Genomic DNA, 16,023 nt, shown 5'->3' on the forward strand with positions numbered 1-16,023 from the left:
TGTAACGCTACGGCAACCCGGGGGAGGCACCATGCGTCCATCCCTGAGCACCACCCGATCGATGGAGTGAGGAGTCGCCCGCGTGGACTACCCGCCTCGGAACGGGCAAGGCGGCCGTCGCCCCGCCCGGCCCTGGCAGGACGAGCCAGGCCGCGACGACGCACGGCGCGCCAACCCGGCGCGCCGCCCGGCACCGCGTCGCGAGCCGGCGGATGCCCGCCGTGCGGCGCCACCGGCGTCCCGCCGTCCGCAGCCGCGCCCGGCCGCGCGCGCCGGCCGCAACTCCTTCCGCGGCGCGAAGATCGCGCTGACCGTCGTCTCGCTGCTGGTGATGGGCCTGACCGGGTACGCCTGGGCGGCCATGCAGGGCCTGGTCAACGGGCTCAACTACACGAACGTGATCAGCGACGGCGGCGGTGGCGAAAAGCCCGCCGACGGCGCCCGCGACATCCTGCTGGTCGGCCTCGACAGCCGCACCGACGCCCAGGGCAACCCATTGCCGCGCGAGGTGCTCGACGAGCTGCGCGCCGGCGACGCCGACGGCGAGCTCAACACCGACTCGCTGATCTTCGTGCACATCCCCAACGACGGCAGCAAGGCCGTCGCGATCTCGCTGCCGCGGGACACCTACGTCGACATCCCCGGCGGCTACGGCAAGCACAAGATCAACTCGGCGTACGCGCGGGCGATGCTGACGGCCCGCAAGGACCTGCAGAAGAAGGGCGTCACCGATCCGAAGGAGCTCGACGTCCAGGCCAACCAGGCCGGGGCTCGCGAGCTGATCGAGACCGTCCAGAACCTCACCGGGTCGACCATCGACAACTACGCCGCGGTGAACCTCCTCGGCTTCAGCGAGATCACCAAGGCCGTCGGCGGCGTCGACGTCTGCCTGAACAACAACGTCAAGGACGAGTACTCCGGGGCGAACTTCACCAAGGGCCAGCACACGATCTCCGGTGTCGAAGCCCTCGAGTTCGTCCGGCAGCGCCACGGCCTGCCGAACGGCGACCTCGACCGCGTCGTGCGCCAGCAGGTGTTCATGGCCGGCATGGCGCGCAAGGTGCTCTCGGCCGGCACGCTGACCAACCCCGGCAAGCTCAACGACCTGATCGACGCGATCAAGAAGTCGGTCGTGCTCAGCCAGCACTGGGACATCTTCGGGTTCGCCCAGCAGATGAAGGGCCTGACCGGCGGCCAGCTCGAGTTCCGCACCATCCCGGTGAAGAACATCGACTACAAGACCCCCGAAGACGGCTCGGCCATCCAGGTCGACCCCACCGCGGTGAAGCAGTTCGTGCAGGGGCTCGCCGGGCCGCAGCCGGGCGAGCCGGCCCCGCCCGGCCAGCAGGCCGACCCCGCCAACAAGGCGACCACGGTCGACGTCCGGAACGCTTCCGGGCGCACCGGCCTCGCGGCGGGCGTCGCCAAGACCCTCGAGGGCAAGGGCTTCACCTCCGGCGAAACGTCCAACGCGACCTCGCGCAAGACCACGGTGATCTGGGTGCCGAAGGGCGGCAAGGACAAGGGCCAAGCCGTCGCGTCCGCCCTGGGCGGCTCGCCGACGATCCAGGAGGACAAGAGCGTGGCGGCGGGCCACGTGACGGTGTTCCTCGGCGCCGACTACCAGGGCACGACCTCCGACGCGGGCTCGGGCGCCGGTGCGCCGGGAGCGACGTCGCCGGCCGCCGCACCCCCGCCGGCCGGGGCCGACGAGGAAAAGCCGATCACCGCCGAGGGCGTTCCCTGCGTGAACTGAGCCGGTGAGCGAGCCGCCGTTAACCCGTTCGGCCTAACTCGCGCAATCGGTATCAAAGACATGCCCGAAATCGCGTAAGGGCCGGGCGCCAGCGCACTTACATACACGTGAGGGTGCACCTGCACGGGAATTATCACGCCCGTGCGGGTGCCGTGGGAGCGCACGGCAGGGGACATTGATGTGCTGATCGACGCTGAGGAGTACCAGCGGATCCTCGGAGACGAGCTCCGCAAGCTCCGGCGCAGCCGAGGGTGGACGCGCAAGGAGCTGAACCAGCACTTGCAGAGCGAGATCTCGCTGCAGACGCTGGCCACCTACGAGCTGGGCACCAGACAGTGCTCCGTCGTGCGCCTGGTCGAGCTGTGCGTCGCGATGGACGAACTGCCCCAGGACCTGCTGGCCAAGGTGCACCGCCGGGTGTTCCTGGACGAGCCCGGGCGGGTCCGCGTCGACCTGCGCAAGGTCGTCGCCGACGCCCCGCCCGACCTGTGGCCGCTGCGCCGCTGGGCCGAGGACCGCCTGCGGCAGGCCGGCGAGCAGGGCGGCGGCGAGATCGCCCTCGACCTGCCCGCGCTCGAGCGGATGGCCGAGCTGTGCCGGATGCCGACCGTCGACCTGATCGCCCACCTCCGCCGCTACACCTCCCGCTGATCCCGGGCGGGTCCCTCACCCTCCGACGAGGGACCCGCCCGGTCAGCCGACCTGGAAGTCCTCGCGCCGCACCTTCCGGGTGTCCAGCCAGTACCGCCAGGTGAAGCCGGGCCAGATCGTCCGGTTGACGCCCTGCGCGTCCAGGTACCAGCTCTTGCAGCCGCCGCGGGTCCAGATGCCCTTCGCGAGCTTGCGCTGGATCCGCGTGTTGAACCGCTCCTGGACTTCGGGCTTCGGCTCGATCGCCCGGCCCCCGGCCAGCCGCAGCGCTTCGGCGATGTAGGAGATCTGCGCCTCGATCATGAACACGACGGAGTTGTGCCCGAGGCCGGTGTTGGGGCCGAGCAGGAAGAACAGGTTCGGGAACCCCGCGACGGTGATGCCGAGGTGCGTCCGCATCCCCCCGGTCGCCCACTCCTTGCCGAGGTTGCGCCCGTCGCGGCCGACGATCTCCAGGTCGTCGAAGGCGTCGGTGACGTGGAAGCCGGTGCCGTAGATGAGGACGTCGGCTTCGTGCTCGACGCCCGCGGCGTCGACGACGCTGCGCTCGCGGACCTCCCGCACGCCCTCGGTGACGACGTCGACGTTGCCGCGCGCCAGCGCCGGGTAGTAGTCGTTGGAGACGAGCACGCGCTTGCAGCCCATCGTGTAGTCCGGGGTCACCTTGCGCCGCAGCTGCGGGTCCTCGATCGCGCGGTCGATGCTGCGCTTGGCGATCCGCTGCCCGAGCTTCATCACCCACGACTGGCCGTTGAAGCCGATCGCCCGCGCTTCGAGCAGCCAGTACAGCAGGGTGCGGTAGGCGCGCTGGGCCGGCGGGAACGCCTTGAACAGCGCGCGCGTCCGGCCGGACATCTCGTGGTCGGCCTTCGGCATGATCCACGGCGGCGTCCGCTGGAACAGCGTCAGCTCCGCCACCTCGGGTGCGATCCTCGGCACGAACTGGACCGCGCTGGCGCCGGTGCCGATCACCGCGACCTTCTTTCCCGCGAGGTCGACGTCGTGCCGCCACCGCGCGGAGTGGTAGGCCGGGCCCGCGAACTTCTCGATCCCGGGCAGCTCCGGGATCATCGGCAGGTGGAGCGCGCCCACCCCGGCGACCAGCGCGGTACCGGTGAACTCGTCGCCGCCCCTCGTGGCGACGTGCCACCGGTTCTCCTCGGCGTCCCAGCGGGCGCCGGTCATCTCCTGGCCGAACCGGACGAACCGGCGCAGGTCGTGCTTGTCGGCGACCTCGCGCAGGTAGCGCCAGATCTCCGGCTGCGGCGAGTAGGCCCGCGACCAGCCCGGGTTCTGTTCGAAGGAGAACGAGTACATGTGCGACGGGATGTCGCAGGCGCAGCCGGGGTAGCTGTTGTCGCGCCAGGTGCCGCCGACGTCGTGGGCCTTTTCGAGGATGACGAAGTCCTCCCGGCCCTCTTCGAGCAGCTGGATCGCCATGCCGAGACCGGAGAACCCGGTCCCGACGATGACGACCCCGGTCTCCGTGCGGTTGCCCATGACGCCTCCGAGTTCCTGTTACTCGCCGTCCAACTTACTGAGAGTAGGTTACCAGCGGTAGAGTGTGGCCCGTGACCACCGCGAAGCGCAAGCGCATGCCACGGGCCGACCGGATGCGGCAGATGATCGAGGTCGCCGAGCAGGTCTTTTCGGCACGCGGCTACGCGGCGGCGTCGATGGACGAGATCGCCGAACTGGTGGGCGTCTCGAAGCCGATGCTCTACGAGTACTTCAACTCGAAGGAAGGCCTGCTGCTGGCCTGCATCCGGGAGTCGCGGGCGGTGCTGCGCGAGGTCACCGAGCAGGCGACGGTCGGCGCGGTGGACGCCGAAGACGCGCTGCGGCGCGGCCTGCTGGCCTTCTTCGTCTTCATCCGGGAACGGCGTCAGGCGTGGTCGCTGCTGCGGCACGAGATGGCGCTGATCGGCACGCCGGCCGCCGACGAGGTCGAGGAGACCCGGCGGCAGCAGACCGACCTCATCGCCGCGCTGATGAGCGGCCACTTCGACACCGGGGACGACCTGCGGGCCGAAGCGGCCGCGGAATTCGTGGTCGGAGCGTGCGAACGGCTCGCGATCTGGTGCGAGCGCCACGACGAAGTGAGCCCCGAAACGGCCACCGAATACGCCATGGACGTGCTGTGGACCGGCCTGCGGCAGCGTGCACGTTAGCCTGCGCGTGCACTAGGCCATCTGGTCGTTACTCAGCGTTGTCGTGTCCTGTGACACAGAGTTGCTCTACGGTACCGATGACAAGGTAGAAAGTGTGCTGGACCTTCGCGACCTGAGGAGGGGCGCGGGAACCACGTCACGAAAACGCGGTGACCGCGTCACGGTTGTGTAAGGATGCTGGTGAGGGAGAGGGGCGTGAGGCAGATGGTGGAAGCGATCACGGCGACGTACGTCCAGGACGACGCCGACTGGGCCATCACGGTCAGCGGCCGCGGCAAGGAGCTGACCGCGCGAGCGCCCGGCATCATCGCCGCGCGCGATCGGGCCGACCAGCTGGTCGAGGAGCTCGCCGGCGACGGCAAGACCACGGTGGTGCACCTGCTCAACGGGAGTGCGCTGGACTTCACCAGTGCGTACATGACGGCCCGGCTGACGCTCCCGAAGCTGCCACCGCTCGAGGTCCCGCCGCCCGGCAGCGTGCCGAAGCAGCAGACTCCGGCGGCGGCGGACAAGAAGCCGCAGCTGCCGCCGAGCAAGCAGCTGCCGAAGGCGGTCGAGGACCGCAAGAGCCCGGCAGCGCCGGCGCCGGCGCCGGCGCCCGCTGCCGAGAGCAAGGCGCCGGCGAAACAGGCCTGAGCGCTACTTGAGGAGCTTGCGCACCAGCAGGACCACCACGAGGACACCCGCGCCGATCAGCGGGAACTTGACCTTGGGGTTGTCCAGCTTGGCGCGCACGCCGTCCTTGGCCGCGTCGGCGAGCTTCTTCGGGTCGGCCTTGACGGTCAGCTGGTCGAGCGTCGCCGCCAGAGCGGTCCTAGCCTGCTCGATCTCACGCTCGATCGTCTCGGGATCGCGGGCCACTTGTCCTCCTCGCCGCAAGGGACTTCCAGTGCCCCAACTTAGTCGACCGCCCCGCCGCCTCCGCACGGGCCACGCCGCACGCTAGGCTGCCAAGCGCCGGGGGCCCGTAGCCCAATTGGCAGAGGCACACGGTTTAGGTCCGTGCCAGTGAGAGTTCGAGTCTCTCCGGGCCCACCCCGGCCGCCTGACCAGCACCAGAGCAACACCCACCCGGTGCCCGACCAGGTCGCGTACAGCAGAAGTACAGCAGCCCCGGATATGACGGAGCCCCCGACGCCCATCGCCCTGCGTCGGGGGCTCCTGGTCTGGCTAACGCACCCGCCGCGTGAACACCGCCCACGCTTCTGCCGGAATCGTCAGCTCGCCACCTTCCCTGTCCTTCGTGTCCCGGACCCCCACTACGGGGGCCAGGGCCACCTCGACGCATTCGCTCTGCGAGGCCGAGTAGGACGACTTCCGCCACGTCGGGCGGTTGGGTAGGGTCATCTCATCTCCATATCCTCCATCACCTCGGCGATGAGCTCGGCCGAGTCCTCCGGGCTCATCGCCACGCCGCGCACGATGCGCGCGGCTGCCTTGAAGTTCGCGACGTCCCGGTCCTCGTAGAGGAACGCACTCGAGCTGAAGTGCTCGATGTGAACGATCGACGGGGTGTCGAGGAACTCGTACAAGATGAAGGACCCATCCAGCCCCGGATGCCAGCCGACGCCGGCGCGCACGACCTGGACCGTCACGTTGGCCAGCGTCCCGATCGCCAGCAAGTGCCGCAGCTGCGACGCCTGCACAGCGGGCGACACGAGCACCTCACGCAGCACGCACTCATGGATCAACGCCGTGAACTCGACCGGCTTCTCCTTCGTCAGGATCTCCTGCCGGGCGATCCTCAGCCGCACCTTCGCGTCCTCGTCCAGCATGGCCACCGGCGGGGCGAGCCTGCTGACCGCCACCCTGGGGGTTCTGCTGGTCATCACCCACGACTACCGCAGCACGCCACCGTTCATCGTCGGTGCCGCCACCGCCGTCGCCATCGCGTGGATCTGGCGAATGCTGCTCGCCTACCGCGAAGCCGACTACCGCGCCGACGAGGAACTCATCGAGGCGCTCTCGCGCAAGGTGACCCCGGAGCAAGCACTGGCCGCGCGGAACGAAGCCGCGTTCCGCGAGATCACCCAGCACCTGAGCAAGGAGGCATAGTGGCCTGGACCAGAAGACTCACATCGGGCAACTACCAGGGCATCTACCGCGACGGGCACGGCGTCGAACAGTCTGCCGGCGCGTTCACCCAGGAAGCGCAGGCCCTGCGTGAGGCCGGCCGGAGGGAGTCTGAAGCGCGCGAGCCAGGTGCACTCGACGTGAAGGGCGCGAAGATCGAGTGGGGAGCATGGTTCGACCTCTGGCACAGCTCCCGCTCTCTCGCCTTCGCCACCGACGAGAACTACCGGTCGGTCGCCGGGAACTGGATCGCGCCAACCTGGTCGCAAACCAAGCTCGGCGACATCACGCCGATGATGGTCGAGCGTTGGAAGCGGAAGATGACCACACCGCCGCGGCGAGGCGCGAAGCCGCCGTGCCCGCCGTGGACGTTCCGCTCGGCGCTGATGCTGCTGAAGACCAGCCTGAACGCCGCCGTCGCCGACCGCCGGCTCGCCTCCAGCCCGGCGCGAGATGTCGCCTACCCCGATCTCCCGACCGGCCTCGAGCGGTACCTGACACCGGACGAGGTCGAGGCCATCACGTTCGCCCTCGACGGCCCGAACGCACTACTCGTCCGACTCGGCGTCGAGACCGGGCTGCGCTTCGGCGAACTCGCCGGCCTGCACTGGGACCGGGTCGACCTGCAACGCGGCACGATCCGGGTCGTCGAGAAGTTCGACCAGAAGGCCTACGTGATCGACCCAGTGCCGAAGGACAAGGAGGAGCGCACGGTCCCGCTACCGGCCGACCTCGTCGGCCGGCTGGTCACCCACCGGGAACGGCAGGCCGCGCTCGGGCTGCGCGAGACGTGCGGGATCACCCACCGGATCGGCGAGTGCCGCGGCGACATCCTGTTCCGCGGTGGCCGCGGCGCGCCGCTGAAGTCGAACGACTGGGGCAAGACGATCTGGAAGCGCGCCCTCGACCTCGCCGGGATCGAAGGTCGGGTTCGGCCGCACGACATGCGCCACACCTACGCCTCGTGGCTGATCCAAGAGGGCGTGCCGCTGACGGAGATCGCCCGCGTCATGGGCCACTCCGACACCGAGGTGACCCGCCGGTACGCGCACCTCTCCGACGCCGGGTTCGACACCGTCCGGGAGGCGCTCGAGCGGCGCACCGCGGCCCCGCCGACGTCCGGCCCGGACCCGTCAACCGACCCCGTGCTGTTGGCCCAACGGCTCGCCGTGGTTGAGGGGATGCTGGCCGAGTTGATGGCCGGGCGTACAGCAGGATTTACAGCAGACCGGCACTTAGCGCCGTTAGTTCCCACTAGTTTGATGATCGGCGAACAAGCGGGATGACCTGCAGCGGAGCTGATTCCGAAGGCCCCGCCAGCACCCGCTAGCTTGCGGGAATGAAGGTCCGTGCCAGTGAGAGTTCGAGTCTCTCCGGGCCCACTCGCGCGTGGGCGGGGTCTGCGTGCGACAGGTGCGCGCCGGCCTCGCTCGCCGTGCCCCGCCCGGCGGCCTACTCGACCGTGATGTGCGGGGCCAGCGCCCGCAGGAAATCGGCGGCGTCGAACATCTCCCCCGCCGGCGCGACGCCCTTCACCTTCACCCGCCCGGTCAGGATCCGGTCCACCGCCTCCACCGCCAGCGGCGCGCTCACCGCGTAGATGTCCTCGCCGCGCGCGACGATCCGGCGTTCCTCTTCCCCGGCTCGCACCACGACGTCGACCACGAACGTCTCGGCCGCGTCGCGCTCGCCCGCCGCCGCGAGGCCTTCCGCCGCGTCGACCGTCATGTAGCTGACGACGTCGCGCACCTTCAAGTGCCGCGGGATGGTGACGATGTCGGCCATCGAGAACTCGCCGAGGACGGGCCGGGGACCGAGCGGCTCGGGGAACGGCCACTCCCGCGTCGGCAACGCGTCGTCGCGGTACTCCAGCCGTCCTCCCGCGAAGCGGATGCGCTTGCCGCCACGGCGTTCCCGGGACACCCGCCCCGCGGCGAGGGTTCCGGCCGTGGGGCGCCAGCCGCTGAGCCCGTAGGCGACGTGCACCTCGTCGGCCGCCGTCCAGTCGCCCATCGCCGCCGTGGCCAGCAGGTCGGCCAGGCCGCCGAAGAACGCCATCGCGGGCACCACGGCGGTGTCGGCGGTCAGGGCGAGGGTGTCGAGGTTCGCCTCGAGCTCGGCGGCGACGTCGACGTACGGGACGCCGGCGCGGATGGCCGCCTCGGCGACCGGCAGGGCCGTCTCGGCGAACGGGCCCGCGCAGTTGATCACCGCGGCCACGCCCTCGAGCGCGCGGTCGAGGGACGCCGGATCGTCGACCGACGCCGGCCGCCCGCCCGGCAGCTTCGCCGCGTTCCGTCCGGAAAGGACCACGTCGTAGCCGCGTTTCCGCAGTTCAGCCACCACGAAGCGGCCGGTGTGCCCGTAAGCGCCGTAAACCAGTACCGAAGTCATGAGGCAATCCTGGCCAGCGGCGGTGGTCGCCACCAGTGTCCGGAACGACGGGATGCGTACAGTTTCGGACATGCACGCTGTCGCCCTCGCCGCCACGGACGGGATGCTGTCGTTCGAGCTGACGATCGCCACCGAGGTGTTCGGCGACGACCCCCGGTACGGGTTCGCGGTCTGCGGCCCGGCCCCGGTGCGGGTGGGCCGGTTCCTGCTGGAGCCGGACCACGGCCTCGACCGGCTGGCGCGCGCGGACACGGTGCTCGTGCCGGGCTGGGCCGACGTCGACGCGGACCCCCCGGCCGGCCTGGTCGAAGCCGTGCGCGCCGCCCACGCCCGCGGCTCCCGGGTGGCGTCGCTGTGCACGGGCGCGTTCGTGCTGGCCGCGGCCGGGCTGCTGGACGGCTTGCGCGCCACCACGCACTGGGCCCACACGGACGTCCTCGCCGCCCGCTACCCGCGGGTCACGGTGGACCCCGACGTCCTTTACGTCGACAACGGCCAGGTCCTGACCTCGGCGGGCAAGGCGGCGGCCATGGACCTGTGCCTCCACCTGGTCCGCGCCGACCACGGCCCGGCGGCGGCCAACGCGATCGCCCGCCGCCTGGTGGTGCCACCGCACCGAGCGGGCGGCCAGGCCCAGTTCGTGACGGCACCGGTCCCCACCCGCGACGACCACCCGCTGGCCTCGCTGCTCCCGTGGATCACCGCCCGCCTCGACCGCCCGCTGACGGTCGAGGACCTGGCCCGCCGAGCGAACATGAGCTCCCGCCACCTGGGCCGCCACTTCCGTTCGGCCACCGGCACGACGCCGTTGCGGTGGTTGCTGAACCAGCGCATCCGCCGCGCGCAGGAGCTGCTGGAGAACACGGACGCGAGCATCGACGCGGTCGCGGAGTCGGTCGGCATGGGCACGGCGACGACGTTGCGGCGGCACTTCAACCGGACGGTCGGCGTGCCCCCGGACACCTACCGCCGCACGTTCCGCAGTTAGCGTCCTTCAGTAGCGGACGTCGCTCTGCAGCAACGGCGGGTACACAGTGGACGGTTCACCGTCGACCGTCGTGCCCGCGAACTGGAGCATCGCCCGCTGGGCGCCGTGCATCGGGGCCGGGTAGTCCAGCGTCGGCGCCGACACCTCGTCCAGCCGGGCCAGCTGCGCCGGCGTCAGCGTCACCTCGAGCCCGGCGAGGTTGCCGGTCAGGTGCTCCAGCCGCCGCGCGCCGATGATCGGGACCACCGTTCCGCGCCGCGCGCGCAACCACGCCAGCGACACCGCCGCGGACGTCGACCCGACCTCGCCGGCGATCGCGGCGACGGCGTCGACGACCGCGAACTCCGCTTCGGACGGACCGCCGACGAAAGCCGCGCGGGCGGACTCCGGCGCCGGAGCGCCACGCCGGTACTTGCCCGACAGGAAACCGTTCTTCAGCGGGCTCCACGGCACCAGCGCCAGGCCCTGGTCGAGCGCGAACGGCGCCAGCTCGCCCTCGACCGTCCGCGCCAGCAGCGAATACTCGACCTGCAGCGCGATCAACGGCGTCCAGCCGCGCAGCAAGGCGGTCGCCTGCGCCTGCGCGGTGACCCAAGCCGGGGTGTTGGAGAAGCCGACGTACCGGATCTTGCCCGCGCGCACCAGGTCGTCGAGGGCCCGCATGGTCTCCTCGATCGGCGTGCGGCGGTCCCAGTTGTGCAGCCAGTACAGGTCGAGGTGGTCCGTCCGCAGCCGCCGGAGCGTCTCGTCGAGCTGGGCGATGATCGACGCCCGGCCGGCGCCGCCGCCGTTGGGGTCGCCGGGGAACAGGTTGCCGAAGAACTTCGACGCGAGCACCACCCGCGCACGGAGGCCGGGGCGGGCGGCGAAGAAGTCGCCGAGGATCTTTTCCGAATGCCCGTTGGTGTAGAAGTTCGCCGTGTCGACGAAGTTGCCGCCGAGGTCGAGGTAGGTCGCGAGGATCTTTTCGGACTCCTCGACCCCGCAGCCGGCCCCACCGGGGTCCTCGCCGAAGGTCATCGCGCCGAGGGCGAAGGGGCTGACGCGGAGGCCGGACCGGCCGAGGGTGACGTAGTGATCGAGTGACACGAAACTCTCCTTGCTCAGTGGATCGACTGAGACCAGGAAACCGCGAACACCCTGTTCACCGGTAGACCGATCGCCCCGACCTCTTGCACGATCCTCTCGGCCCCGGTTATCTGGACGAGTGCTCGAACAACTCCGCGACCTCATCACCCGGCACGCGCACGCCGACCTGCGCACGCCGGTGCCGGGCCTGCTGCTGTCCAAAGTGGAAACGAGCGAACCGCACCACTCGCTCGCCGAGCCGCTGCTGGTCGTCATGGCCCAGGGCGGCAAGCGCCTGCTGCTCGGCGACCACGTGCACGAGTACCGCGCCGGGCAATACCTGCTGGTCGGCACCGACCTGCCGGTGACCGGCCACTTCGTCGGCGCCGGCCCGCGGACGCCGGCACTGGGCCTCGGCCTGGCCCTGCGGCCCGCGGCGATCGCCCCGCTGCTGCTCGAGGCGCCGCCTCGCACCCCACCCGCGTCCCCCATCGCCATCGACGACGCCGGTCCGGAGCTGCTGGACGCGGCGCTGCGGCTGCTGCGACTGCTCGACCACCCGTCCGACGCGCCCGTGCTCGCGCCGCTGATCGAGCGGGAGATCCTCTGGCGGCTGCTGACCGGCCCGCACGGCGGCCTGGTCCGCCGGATCGGCCTGGCCGACAGCGGCACCGCCCACGTCGGCCGCGCCATCCGCTGGATCCGGGCCAACTACGCCGAGCCGATGCGGATCGAGGAGCTCGCGCGGCTGAGCGGGCTGAGCGCGTCGGCGTTCCACCGCCAGTTCCGCGCGGTGACGGCGATGAGCCCGCTGCAGTTCCAGAAGCGCATCCGCCTGCAGGAAGCCCGGTCGCTGCTGCTGGCCGACGCGGGCGACGTCGCCGGTGTCGGGCACCTCGTCGGCTACGACAGCCCTTCGCAGTTCAACCGCGAGTACCGCCGCCTGTTCGGTGCCCCACCCGGGCAGGACGCGGCACGGCTGCGCGAGGCCCCCGCCGTCGGGCCCCGGCTGCCCTGAGGTCCGATCCGTTCAAGACCGCCGGCCGCACCGGTGCGAGGCTGGCGGCATGTCCGTGAACCTTCCCGCGGCGGCGTCCTTCATGGCGACGCACGCCCGCCTCCTCGACCGCCGCCGCTTCGAGCTGCTCGGCGGTACCGCCGGCGCCGACGCGGTGCTGGCCGCCGTCGACGGCTACCGCAACGCCGACGGCGGCTACGGCTGGGGCCTCGAGCCGGACCTGCGGGCGCCGGAAAGCCAGCCCGGTGGCGCCCTCCACGCCTTTGAGGTGTTCGAGGAGATCGCCCCGGCGACGACACCGCACGCGGCGCAGCTCTGCGACTGGCTGGCCACGGCGTCCCGTCCGGACGGTGGCCTGCCGTTCGCCCGGCCCGTGGCGGACCCGGCCGGCTGCGCGCCCTTCTGGGTCCAGGCCGATCCGGCGGAGGCCACCCTGCAGAGCACCGCGTTCACCGCGGGCGTGGCCCTGCGCGTCGCCCGCCACGACCGGGCCGTGCGCGAGCACCCGTGGCTGGCCGCGGCGACCCGGTACTGCTTCCGCGCCATCCGCGAGCTTTCCGCGCCGCCGCACGCGATCGCGTTGTCCTTCGCGGTGCAGTTCGCGGACGCGGCGCACGACCTCTATGAGGAGGCGCCCGCGCTCCTGGAGCACCTCGCCGCGTTCGTCCCGGCCGACGGACTGGCCCCGGTGGACGGTGGTTCGGAGGGCGAAACCCTCCGCGCCCTGGACTTCGCCCCGCTGCCGGACCGCCCGGCGCGCGCGTTGTTCGCCGACGACGTCATCGAGGCCGAACTGCGGCGGCTCGCGGCCGCGCAACAGGACGATGGTGGCTGGCGGGTGGATTTCGCGAGCTTTTCGCCGGCCGCGGCGCTCGAATGGCGCGGTTACGCGACCGTCCGTGCGGTGGCGATCCTGCACCGTCACGGACTCGCCTGAGTTTCTACACGAGTGGCGCCGAGGTTCACCCGGCCGTGGCCTGTCGGAAGTGGACGGCCGCCCGCGTCTTCCGGCGTGCGTGGCCGAACGCGTACTGTGACGGGGGAAACGCGCCCCCGGAGGTGAAGCATGTCGTCGCGCAATCCGTTGCACTGGATCGCCCGCTGGGTGGACTGGTTCGAGGAGCGCGGCGTGTACGTGCCGGGCGAGGAGAGCCGCGCGGTCGACCCGGTCCGGGATTTCGGCTGGCTGATGGCGGCGTGGGTGGCCGGCGTCGCGATCTTCATCCTGTTGTTCGCGCTCGCGGTTTAAGTGGCATGTGGCCAGAGATTGTCACCAGCCGTGCCGTTCCGGTCACGGATTGGCCACGGGGTGGCACCAGGTGCGCGACAACCCCCGGTTGCGCCTCGTAACCGCGCGCGATCACGGCCAGAGTGGAGCGGGTTCGCCCGGCAATCCCCCGTTGCCGACGGCACCCGACCCGCCGACTGGAGTACCCGCAATGGCGCTCGCGCGCACCCGCAAGATCATGTTCACCGCAGGACTGCTCGGCCTGGCGGTGGCGTGCGGGGTCCCCTCGGCGCACGACGGCACCGCGGCCCTCGGCGCGGCCGGCTCACCCGCGGGCGCCGGCGCCTCGGTCTCCCCGGCGGGCCACGACCTCAAGTTCGGCGCCGATCACCGGTTCGCCAGCGGCCTCACCATCTCGGTCGGCTCCCCGCAGTCGTTCCGGCCCAGCCCGTCGGCGTACCCGCAGAGCCCGCGCGGCGCGGCCTTCGACGTCCAGCTGACCAACGACGGCTCGACGACGTACAAGCTCTCGGGCCTCAACGTGACCGCCACCTCGAGTGGCGCCGCCGTCAAGCAGGTCGTGGACACCACCCAGGGCTTCACCGGCATCACCGACGCGGGCAAGGACGTCATGCCGGGCCGCTCGGTGCACATCACGCTGGCGTTCGCGGTCCCGCGCGAGCAGACGCAGCTGCGGCTGCAGATCCGGCCGAGCGCCACCGAGGCCGTCGCGGTCACCTACTGCGGTCCCGCCTGACGCTAGGCTCGGGGCATGACCGAGCGCCTTTCCCCCGGTGACGAAGCCCCGGACTTCACCCTGCCCGACAGCGAGGGCAACGAGGTGTCGCTGCGCGACTTCCGCGGCCGGTCCGTCGTCGTGTACTTCTACCCGGCGGCGAGCACCCCGGGCTGCACCAAGCAGGCCTGCGACTTCCGCGACAACCTCGCCGAGCTGAACGACGCCGGCTACCAGGTCGTCGGCATCTCACCGGACAAGCAGGCGAAGCTCGCGAAGTTCGTTTCGAACGAAGGCCTCACGTTCCCGCTGCTGGGCGACCCCGAGAAGACGGTCATCGAAGCGTGGGGCGCGTACGGCGAGAAGAAGAACTACGGCAAGACGTATCTGGGCGTGATCCGCTCGACGTTCGTCGTGGACGCCGACGGCAAGATCGCCCACGCTTTCTACAACGTCCGGGCGACCGGCCACGTGGCGAAGCTGATCCGGGACCTCGGCCTGGCTGCCTGACGCCGCGCCATGAGCGTGGCGAGCCGGCGCTGAAGCGGAGCTAAGCCAGCTCGCGCAGCGCCGGCAGCAGCGCCCGCAAAGCCAGCCCCCGGTGGGAAACCGCGTCCTTCTCCGCCGGTTCCATCTCCGCCGACGTCCGGCTCTCGCCGTCCGGCCGGAAGATCGGGTCGTACCCGAAGCCGTTCACCCCACGCCGTTCCCGGACCAGGGTGCCGCGCCATTCGCCACGGACCACCGTCTCCTCGCCCGACGGCAACACCAAAGCCGCCGCGCAGACGAACTGGGCTCCCCGGCGCTCGTCGGGCACGTCACGAAGCTGGCCCAGCACCAGATCCAGGTTCGCCTCGTCGTCGCCGTGGCGCCCGGACCACCGGGCCGACAGCACGCCGGGCATGCCGTTCAACGCGTCGACCGCGATGCCCGAGTCGTCCGCGATGGCCGGCAATCCGGTCGCCGCCACCGCGTCGCGGGCCTTCGCCACCGCGTTGCCCTCGAAGTCCGGGGCCGTCTCGGGTGCCTCGGGGAAGTCGGGCACGTCCGCGAGGCCGATCACCTCGAGGCCCGAAAGACCTTCCGCGGCCACGATCCGCCGCAGCTCGCCCAGCTTCTTCGCGTTGCGCGTGGCCAGAAGCAGCTTCGTCACTTCGAGCCCTTCTTCTTGTCCGGGCGCGGCTCCGGCAGCTCACCCGGGTAGGGCAGCGCCAGGGCTTCGTTCTGCAGGCGGGTCAGCTCCGCGCAGCCCGCGAGCGCCAGGTCGAGCATCCTGTCCAAAGTGGACCGGGCGAAGGTGGCGCCCTCGCCGGTGCCCTGGACCTCGATCAGGGTGCCCGCGTCGGTGGCCACCACGTTCATGTCGACCTCGGCGCGCGAGTCCTCTTCGTACGGCAGGTCGAGCCGCACCCGGCCGTCGACGACGCCGACGCTCACCGCCGCCACCGACGACGACAGCGGCTGCGGGTCGTTCAGCCGGTTCGCCGCGCCCAGCCAGGTGATCGCGTCCGCCAGGGCCACGTAACCGCCGGTCACCGCCGCCGTGCGGGTGCCGCCGTCGGCCTGGATGACGTCGCAGTCGATGACGATCGTGTTCTCGCCCAGCGCCGCCAGGTCGATGCAGGCCCGCAGCGAGCGGCCGATCAGCCGCGAGATCTCGTGCGTGCGGCCGCCGATCCGGCCCTTCACCGACTCACGGTCGCTGCGCGTGTTGGTCGCGGACGGCAGCATCGCGTACTCGGCCGTCACCCAGCCGAGGCCGGAGCCGGCCCGCCAGCGCGGCACCCCTTCGGTGACGCTCGCCGCGCACAGCACCCGCGTGTTGCCGAATTCGATCAGCACCGACCCCGCCGGCCACTGCTGGAACCCCCGGGTGATCTTGATGTCGCGGAGCTGGTCGTCGTTCCTGCCATCTTTACGAGCCACACGTGCACTCTATG

At 71.1% G+C, this 16,023-nt stretch carries 20 protein-coding genes and 1 tRNA gene; 13 read left to right on the top strand and 8 right to left on the bottom strand.

The genetic code is table 11. The features are described from left to right. Positions 1-82 precede the first annotated feature (82 nt). Together AB0M30_RS26470 and AB0M30_RS26475 are read left to right on the top strand one after the other, a co-directional pair. On the top strand, positions 83-1,756 hold the full coding sequence (locus tag AB0M30_RS26470) for an LCP family protein (protein ID WP_364588598.1): 1,674 nt from the start codon (positions 83-85) through the stop codon (positions 1,754-1,756). 180 nt (positions 1,757-1,936) lie between these two features. Then, positions 1,937-2,407, top strand: a complete 471-nt coding sequence (locus AB0M30_RS26475) for a helix-turn-helix domain-containing protein (RefSeq protein WP_360179316.1) — start codon at positions 1,937-1,939, stop codon at positions 2,405-2,407. Between the two features lie 42 nt (positions 2,408-2,449). Here AB0M30_RS26475 and AB0M30_RS26480 read toward each other — a convergent pair whose 3' ends face one another. Continuing rightward, entirely contained in the window at positions 2,450-3,907 is a 1,458-nt protein-coding gene (locus AB0M30_RS26480; protein ID WP_364588601.1) for an NAD(P)/FAD-dependent oxidoreductase, read from the bottom strand. Positions 3,908-4,020: 113 nt separating this feature from the next. Between AB0M30_RS26480 and AB0M30_RS26485 the strand changes: the two genes are divergently transcribed. Both AB0M30_RS26485 and AB0M30_RS26490 read left to right on the top strand, forming a co-directional pair. Then, positions 4,021-4,578 carry a helix-turn-helix domain-containing protein gene (locus AB0M30_RS26485; RefSeq protein WP_364588891.1) on the top strand — a complete coding sequence of 186 codons (558 nt, stop codon included), beginning with the start codon at positions 4,021-4,023 and terminating at the stop codon, positions 4,576-4,578. Between the two features lie 204 nt (positions 4,579-4,782). After that, positions 4,783-5,214, top strand: coding sequence for a hypothetical protein (locus tag AB0M30_RS26490; protein WP_364588894.1), 432 nt, complete (start codon positions 4,783-4,785; stop codon positions 5,212-5,214). 3 nt (positions 5,215-5,217) lie between these two features. Here the strand turns inward: AB0M30_RS26490 and AB0M30_RS26495 are convergent, their stop codons facing one another. Beyond that, positions 5,218-5,439 (bottom strand): DUF3618 domain-containing protein, encoded by a 222-nt coding sequence (locus AB0M30_RS26495; RefSeq protein WP_103344333.1) that lies wholly within the window; start codon positions 5,437-5,439, stop codon positions 5,218-5,220. A 100-nt stretch (positions 5,440-5,539) separates the two neighbouring features. Here AB0M30_RS26495 and AB0M30_RS26500 point away from each other — a divergent pair. Further along, a tRNA-Leu gene (locus tag AB0M30_RS26500) sits at positions 5,540-5,613 on the top strand. Positions 5,614-5,748: 135 nt separating this feature from the next. Here AB0M30_RS26500 and AB0M30_RS26505 read toward each other — a convergent pair. After that, entirely contained in the window at positions 5,749-5,925 is a 177-nt protein-coding gene (locus AB0M30_RS26505; protein ID WP_364588604.1) for a DUF397 domain-containing protein, read from the bottom strand. Beyond that, on the bottom strand, positions 5,922-6,353 hold the full coding sequence (locus AB0M30_RS26510; protein ID WP_364588897.1) for a DUF5753 domain-containing protein: 432 nt from the start codon (positions 6,351-6,353) through the stop codon (positions 5,922-5,924). Before AB0M30_RS26510 ends, AB0M30_RS26505 begins: the two co-directional genes overlap by 4 nt. Here AB0M30_RS26510 and AB0M30_RS26515 point away from each other — a divergent pair. Then, positions 6,352-6,633 carry a hypothetical protein gene (locus tag AB0M30_RS26515; protein WP_364588607.1) on the top strand — a complete coding sequence of 94 codons (282 nt, stop codon included), beginning with the start codon at positions 6,352-6,354 and terminating at the stop codon, positions 6,631-6,633. The genes AB0M30_RS26510 and AB0M30_RS26515 overlap by 2 nt on opposite strands. Continuing rightward, positions 6,633-7,937, top strand: coding sequence for a site-specific integrase (locus AB0M30_RS26520; protein WP_364588610.1), 1,305 nt, complete (start codon positions 6,633-6,635; stop codon positions 7,935-7,937). The genes AB0M30_RS26515 and AB0M30_RS26520 overlap by 1 nt, the downstream gene beginning before the upstream one ends. 166 nt (positions 7,938-8,103) lie before the next feature. Here the strand turns inward: AB0M30_RS26520 and AB0M30_RS26525 are convergent, their stop codons facing one another. After that, positions 8,104-9,045: a saccharopine dehydrogenase NADP-binding domain-containing protein gene (locus AB0M30_RS26525; RefSeq protein ID WP_364588613.1), complete on the bottom strand. Its 942-nt coding sequence runs from the start codon at positions 9,043-9,045 to the stop codon at positions 8,104-8,106. A 70-nt stretch (positions 9,046-9,115) separates the two neighbouring features. On the opposite strand from AB0M30_RS26525, the gene AB0M30_RS26530 reads away from it, so the two are divergent. Further along, complete coding sequence (locus AB0M30_RS26530; protein ID WP_364588616.1) at positions 9,116-10,033, top strand: helix-turn-helix domain-containing protein; 918 nt, start codon at positions 9,116-9,118, stop codon at positions 10,031-10,033. Between the two features lie 6 nt (positions 10,034-10,039). Here the strand turns inward: AB0M30_RS26530 and AB0M30_RS26535 are convergent, their stop codons facing one another. Then, positions 10,040-11,122, bottom strand: a complete 1,083-nt coding sequence (locus AB0M30_RS26535) for an aldo/keto reductase (RefSeq protein WP_364588619.1) — start codon at positions 11,120-11,122, stop codon at positions 10,040-10,042. A 118-nt stretch (positions 11,123-11,240) separates the two neighbouring features. Here AB0M30_RS26535 and AB0M30_RS26540 point away from each other — a divergent pair, with 118 nt between their 5' ends. From AB0M30_RS26540 to bcp, 5 genes are all read left to right on the top strand, one after another. Next, a complete protein-coding gene (locus AB0M30_RS26540; protein ID WP_364588622.1) occupies positions 11,241-12,119 on the top strand; it encodes an AraC family transcriptional regulator in 879 nt (292 codons plus the stop codon). Between the two features lie 49 nt (positions 12,120-12,168). Beyond that, a complete protein-coding gene (locus tag AB0M30_RS26545; protein WP_364588625.1) occupies positions 12,169-13,056 on the top strand; it encodes a hypothetical protein in 888 nt (295 codons plus the stop codon). A gap of 129 nt (positions 13,057-13,185) precedes the next feature. Beyond that, a complete protein-coding gene (locus AB0M30_RS26550; RefSeq protein ID WP_103344326.1) occupies positions 13,186-13,368 on the top strand; it encodes a hypothetical protein in 183 nt (60 codons plus the stop codon). A gap of 190 nt (positions 13,369-13,558) precedes the next feature. Continuing rightward, entirely contained in the window at positions 13,559-14,104 is a 546-nt protein-coding gene (locus AB0M30_RS26555; RefSeq protein ID WP_103344325.1) for a hypothetical protein, read from the top strand. 15 nt (positions 14,105-14,119) lie between these two features. Continuing rightward, a complete protein-coding gene (bcp, locus tag AB0M30_RS26560) occupies positions 14,120-14,593 on the top strand; it encodes a thioredoxin-dependent thiol peroxidase (RefSeq protein ID WP_364588628.1) in 474 nt (157 codons plus the stop codon). A gap of 40 nt (positions 14,594-14,633) precedes the next feature. Here bcp and rdgB read toward each other — a convergent pair whose 3' ends face one another. Both rdgB and rph read right to left on the bottom strand, forming a co-directional pair. Beyond that, positions 14,634-15,236, bottom strand: a complete 603-nt coding sequence (rdgB, locus tag AB0M30_RS26565; RefSeq protein ID WP_360179338.1) for an RdgB/HAM1 family non-canonical purine NTP pyrophosphatase — start codon at positions 15,234-15,236, stop codon at positions 14,634-14,636. Then, entirely contained in the window at positions 15,233-16,009 is a 777-nt protein-coding gene (rph, locus tag AB0M30_RS26570) for a ribonuclease PH (protein WP_364588631.1), read from the bottom strand. Before rph ends, rdgB begins: the two co-directional genes overlap by 4 nt. Between the last annotated feature and the right edge of the window lie 14 nt (positions 16,010-16,023).

It is taken from the genome of Amycolatopsis sp. NPDC051716 (genome assembly GCF_040681595.1).
Classification (GTDB): domain Bacteria; phylum Actinomycetota; class Actinomycetes; order Mycobacteriales; family Pseudonocardiaceae; genus Amycolatopsis.

Coding starts and splice junctions, on each gene's coding strand:
- AB0M30_RS26490 (WP_364588894.1), top strand. CDS start 4,783: ATGGTGGAAGCGATCACGGCGACGTACGTCCAGGACGACGCCGACTGG.
- AB0M30_RS26515 (WP_364588607.1), top strand. CDS start 6,352: ATGGCCACCGGCGGGGCGAGCCTGCTGACCGCCACCCTGGGGGTTCTG.
- AB0M30_RS26530 (WP_364588616.1), top strand. CDS start 9,116: ATGCACGCTGTCGCCCTCGCCGCCACGGACGGGATGCTGTCGTTCGAG.
- AB0M30_RS26480 (WP_364588601.1), bottom strand. CDS start 3,907: ATGGGCAACCGCACGGAGACCGGGGTCGTCATCGTCGGGACCGGGTTC.
- AB0M30_RS26550 (WP_103344326.1), top strand. CDS start 13,186: ATGTCGTCGCGCAATCCGTTGCACTGGATCGCCCGCTGGGTGGACTGG.
- bcp (WP_364588628.1), top strand. CDS start 14,120: ATGACCGAGCGCCTTTCCCCCGGTGACGAAGCCCCGGACTTCACCCTG.
- AB0M30_RS26510 (WP_364588897.1), bottom strand. CDS start 6,353: ATGCTGGACGAGGACGCGAAGGTGCGGCTGAGGATCGCCCGGCAGGAG.
- AB0M30_RS26485 (WP_364588891.1), top strand. CDS start 4,021: ATGCGGCAGATGATCGAGGTCGCCGAGCAGGTCTTTTCGGCACGCGGC.
- AB0M30_RS26525 (WP_364588613.1), bottom strand. CDS start 9,045: ATGACTTCGGTACTGGTTTACGGCGCTTACGGGCACACCGGCCGCTTC.
- AB0M30_RS26545 (WP_364588625.1), top strand. CDS start 12,169: ATGTCCGTGAACCTTCCCGCGGCGGCGTCCTTCATGGCGACGCACGCC.
- AB0M30_RS26505 (WP_364588604.1), bottom strand. CDS start 5,925: ATGACCCTACCCAACCGCCCGACGTGGCGGAAGTCGTCCTACTCGGCC.
- AB0M30_RS26555 (WP_103344325.1), top strand. CDS start 13,559: ATGGCGCTCGCGCGCACCCGCAAGATCATGTTCACCGCAGGACTGCTC.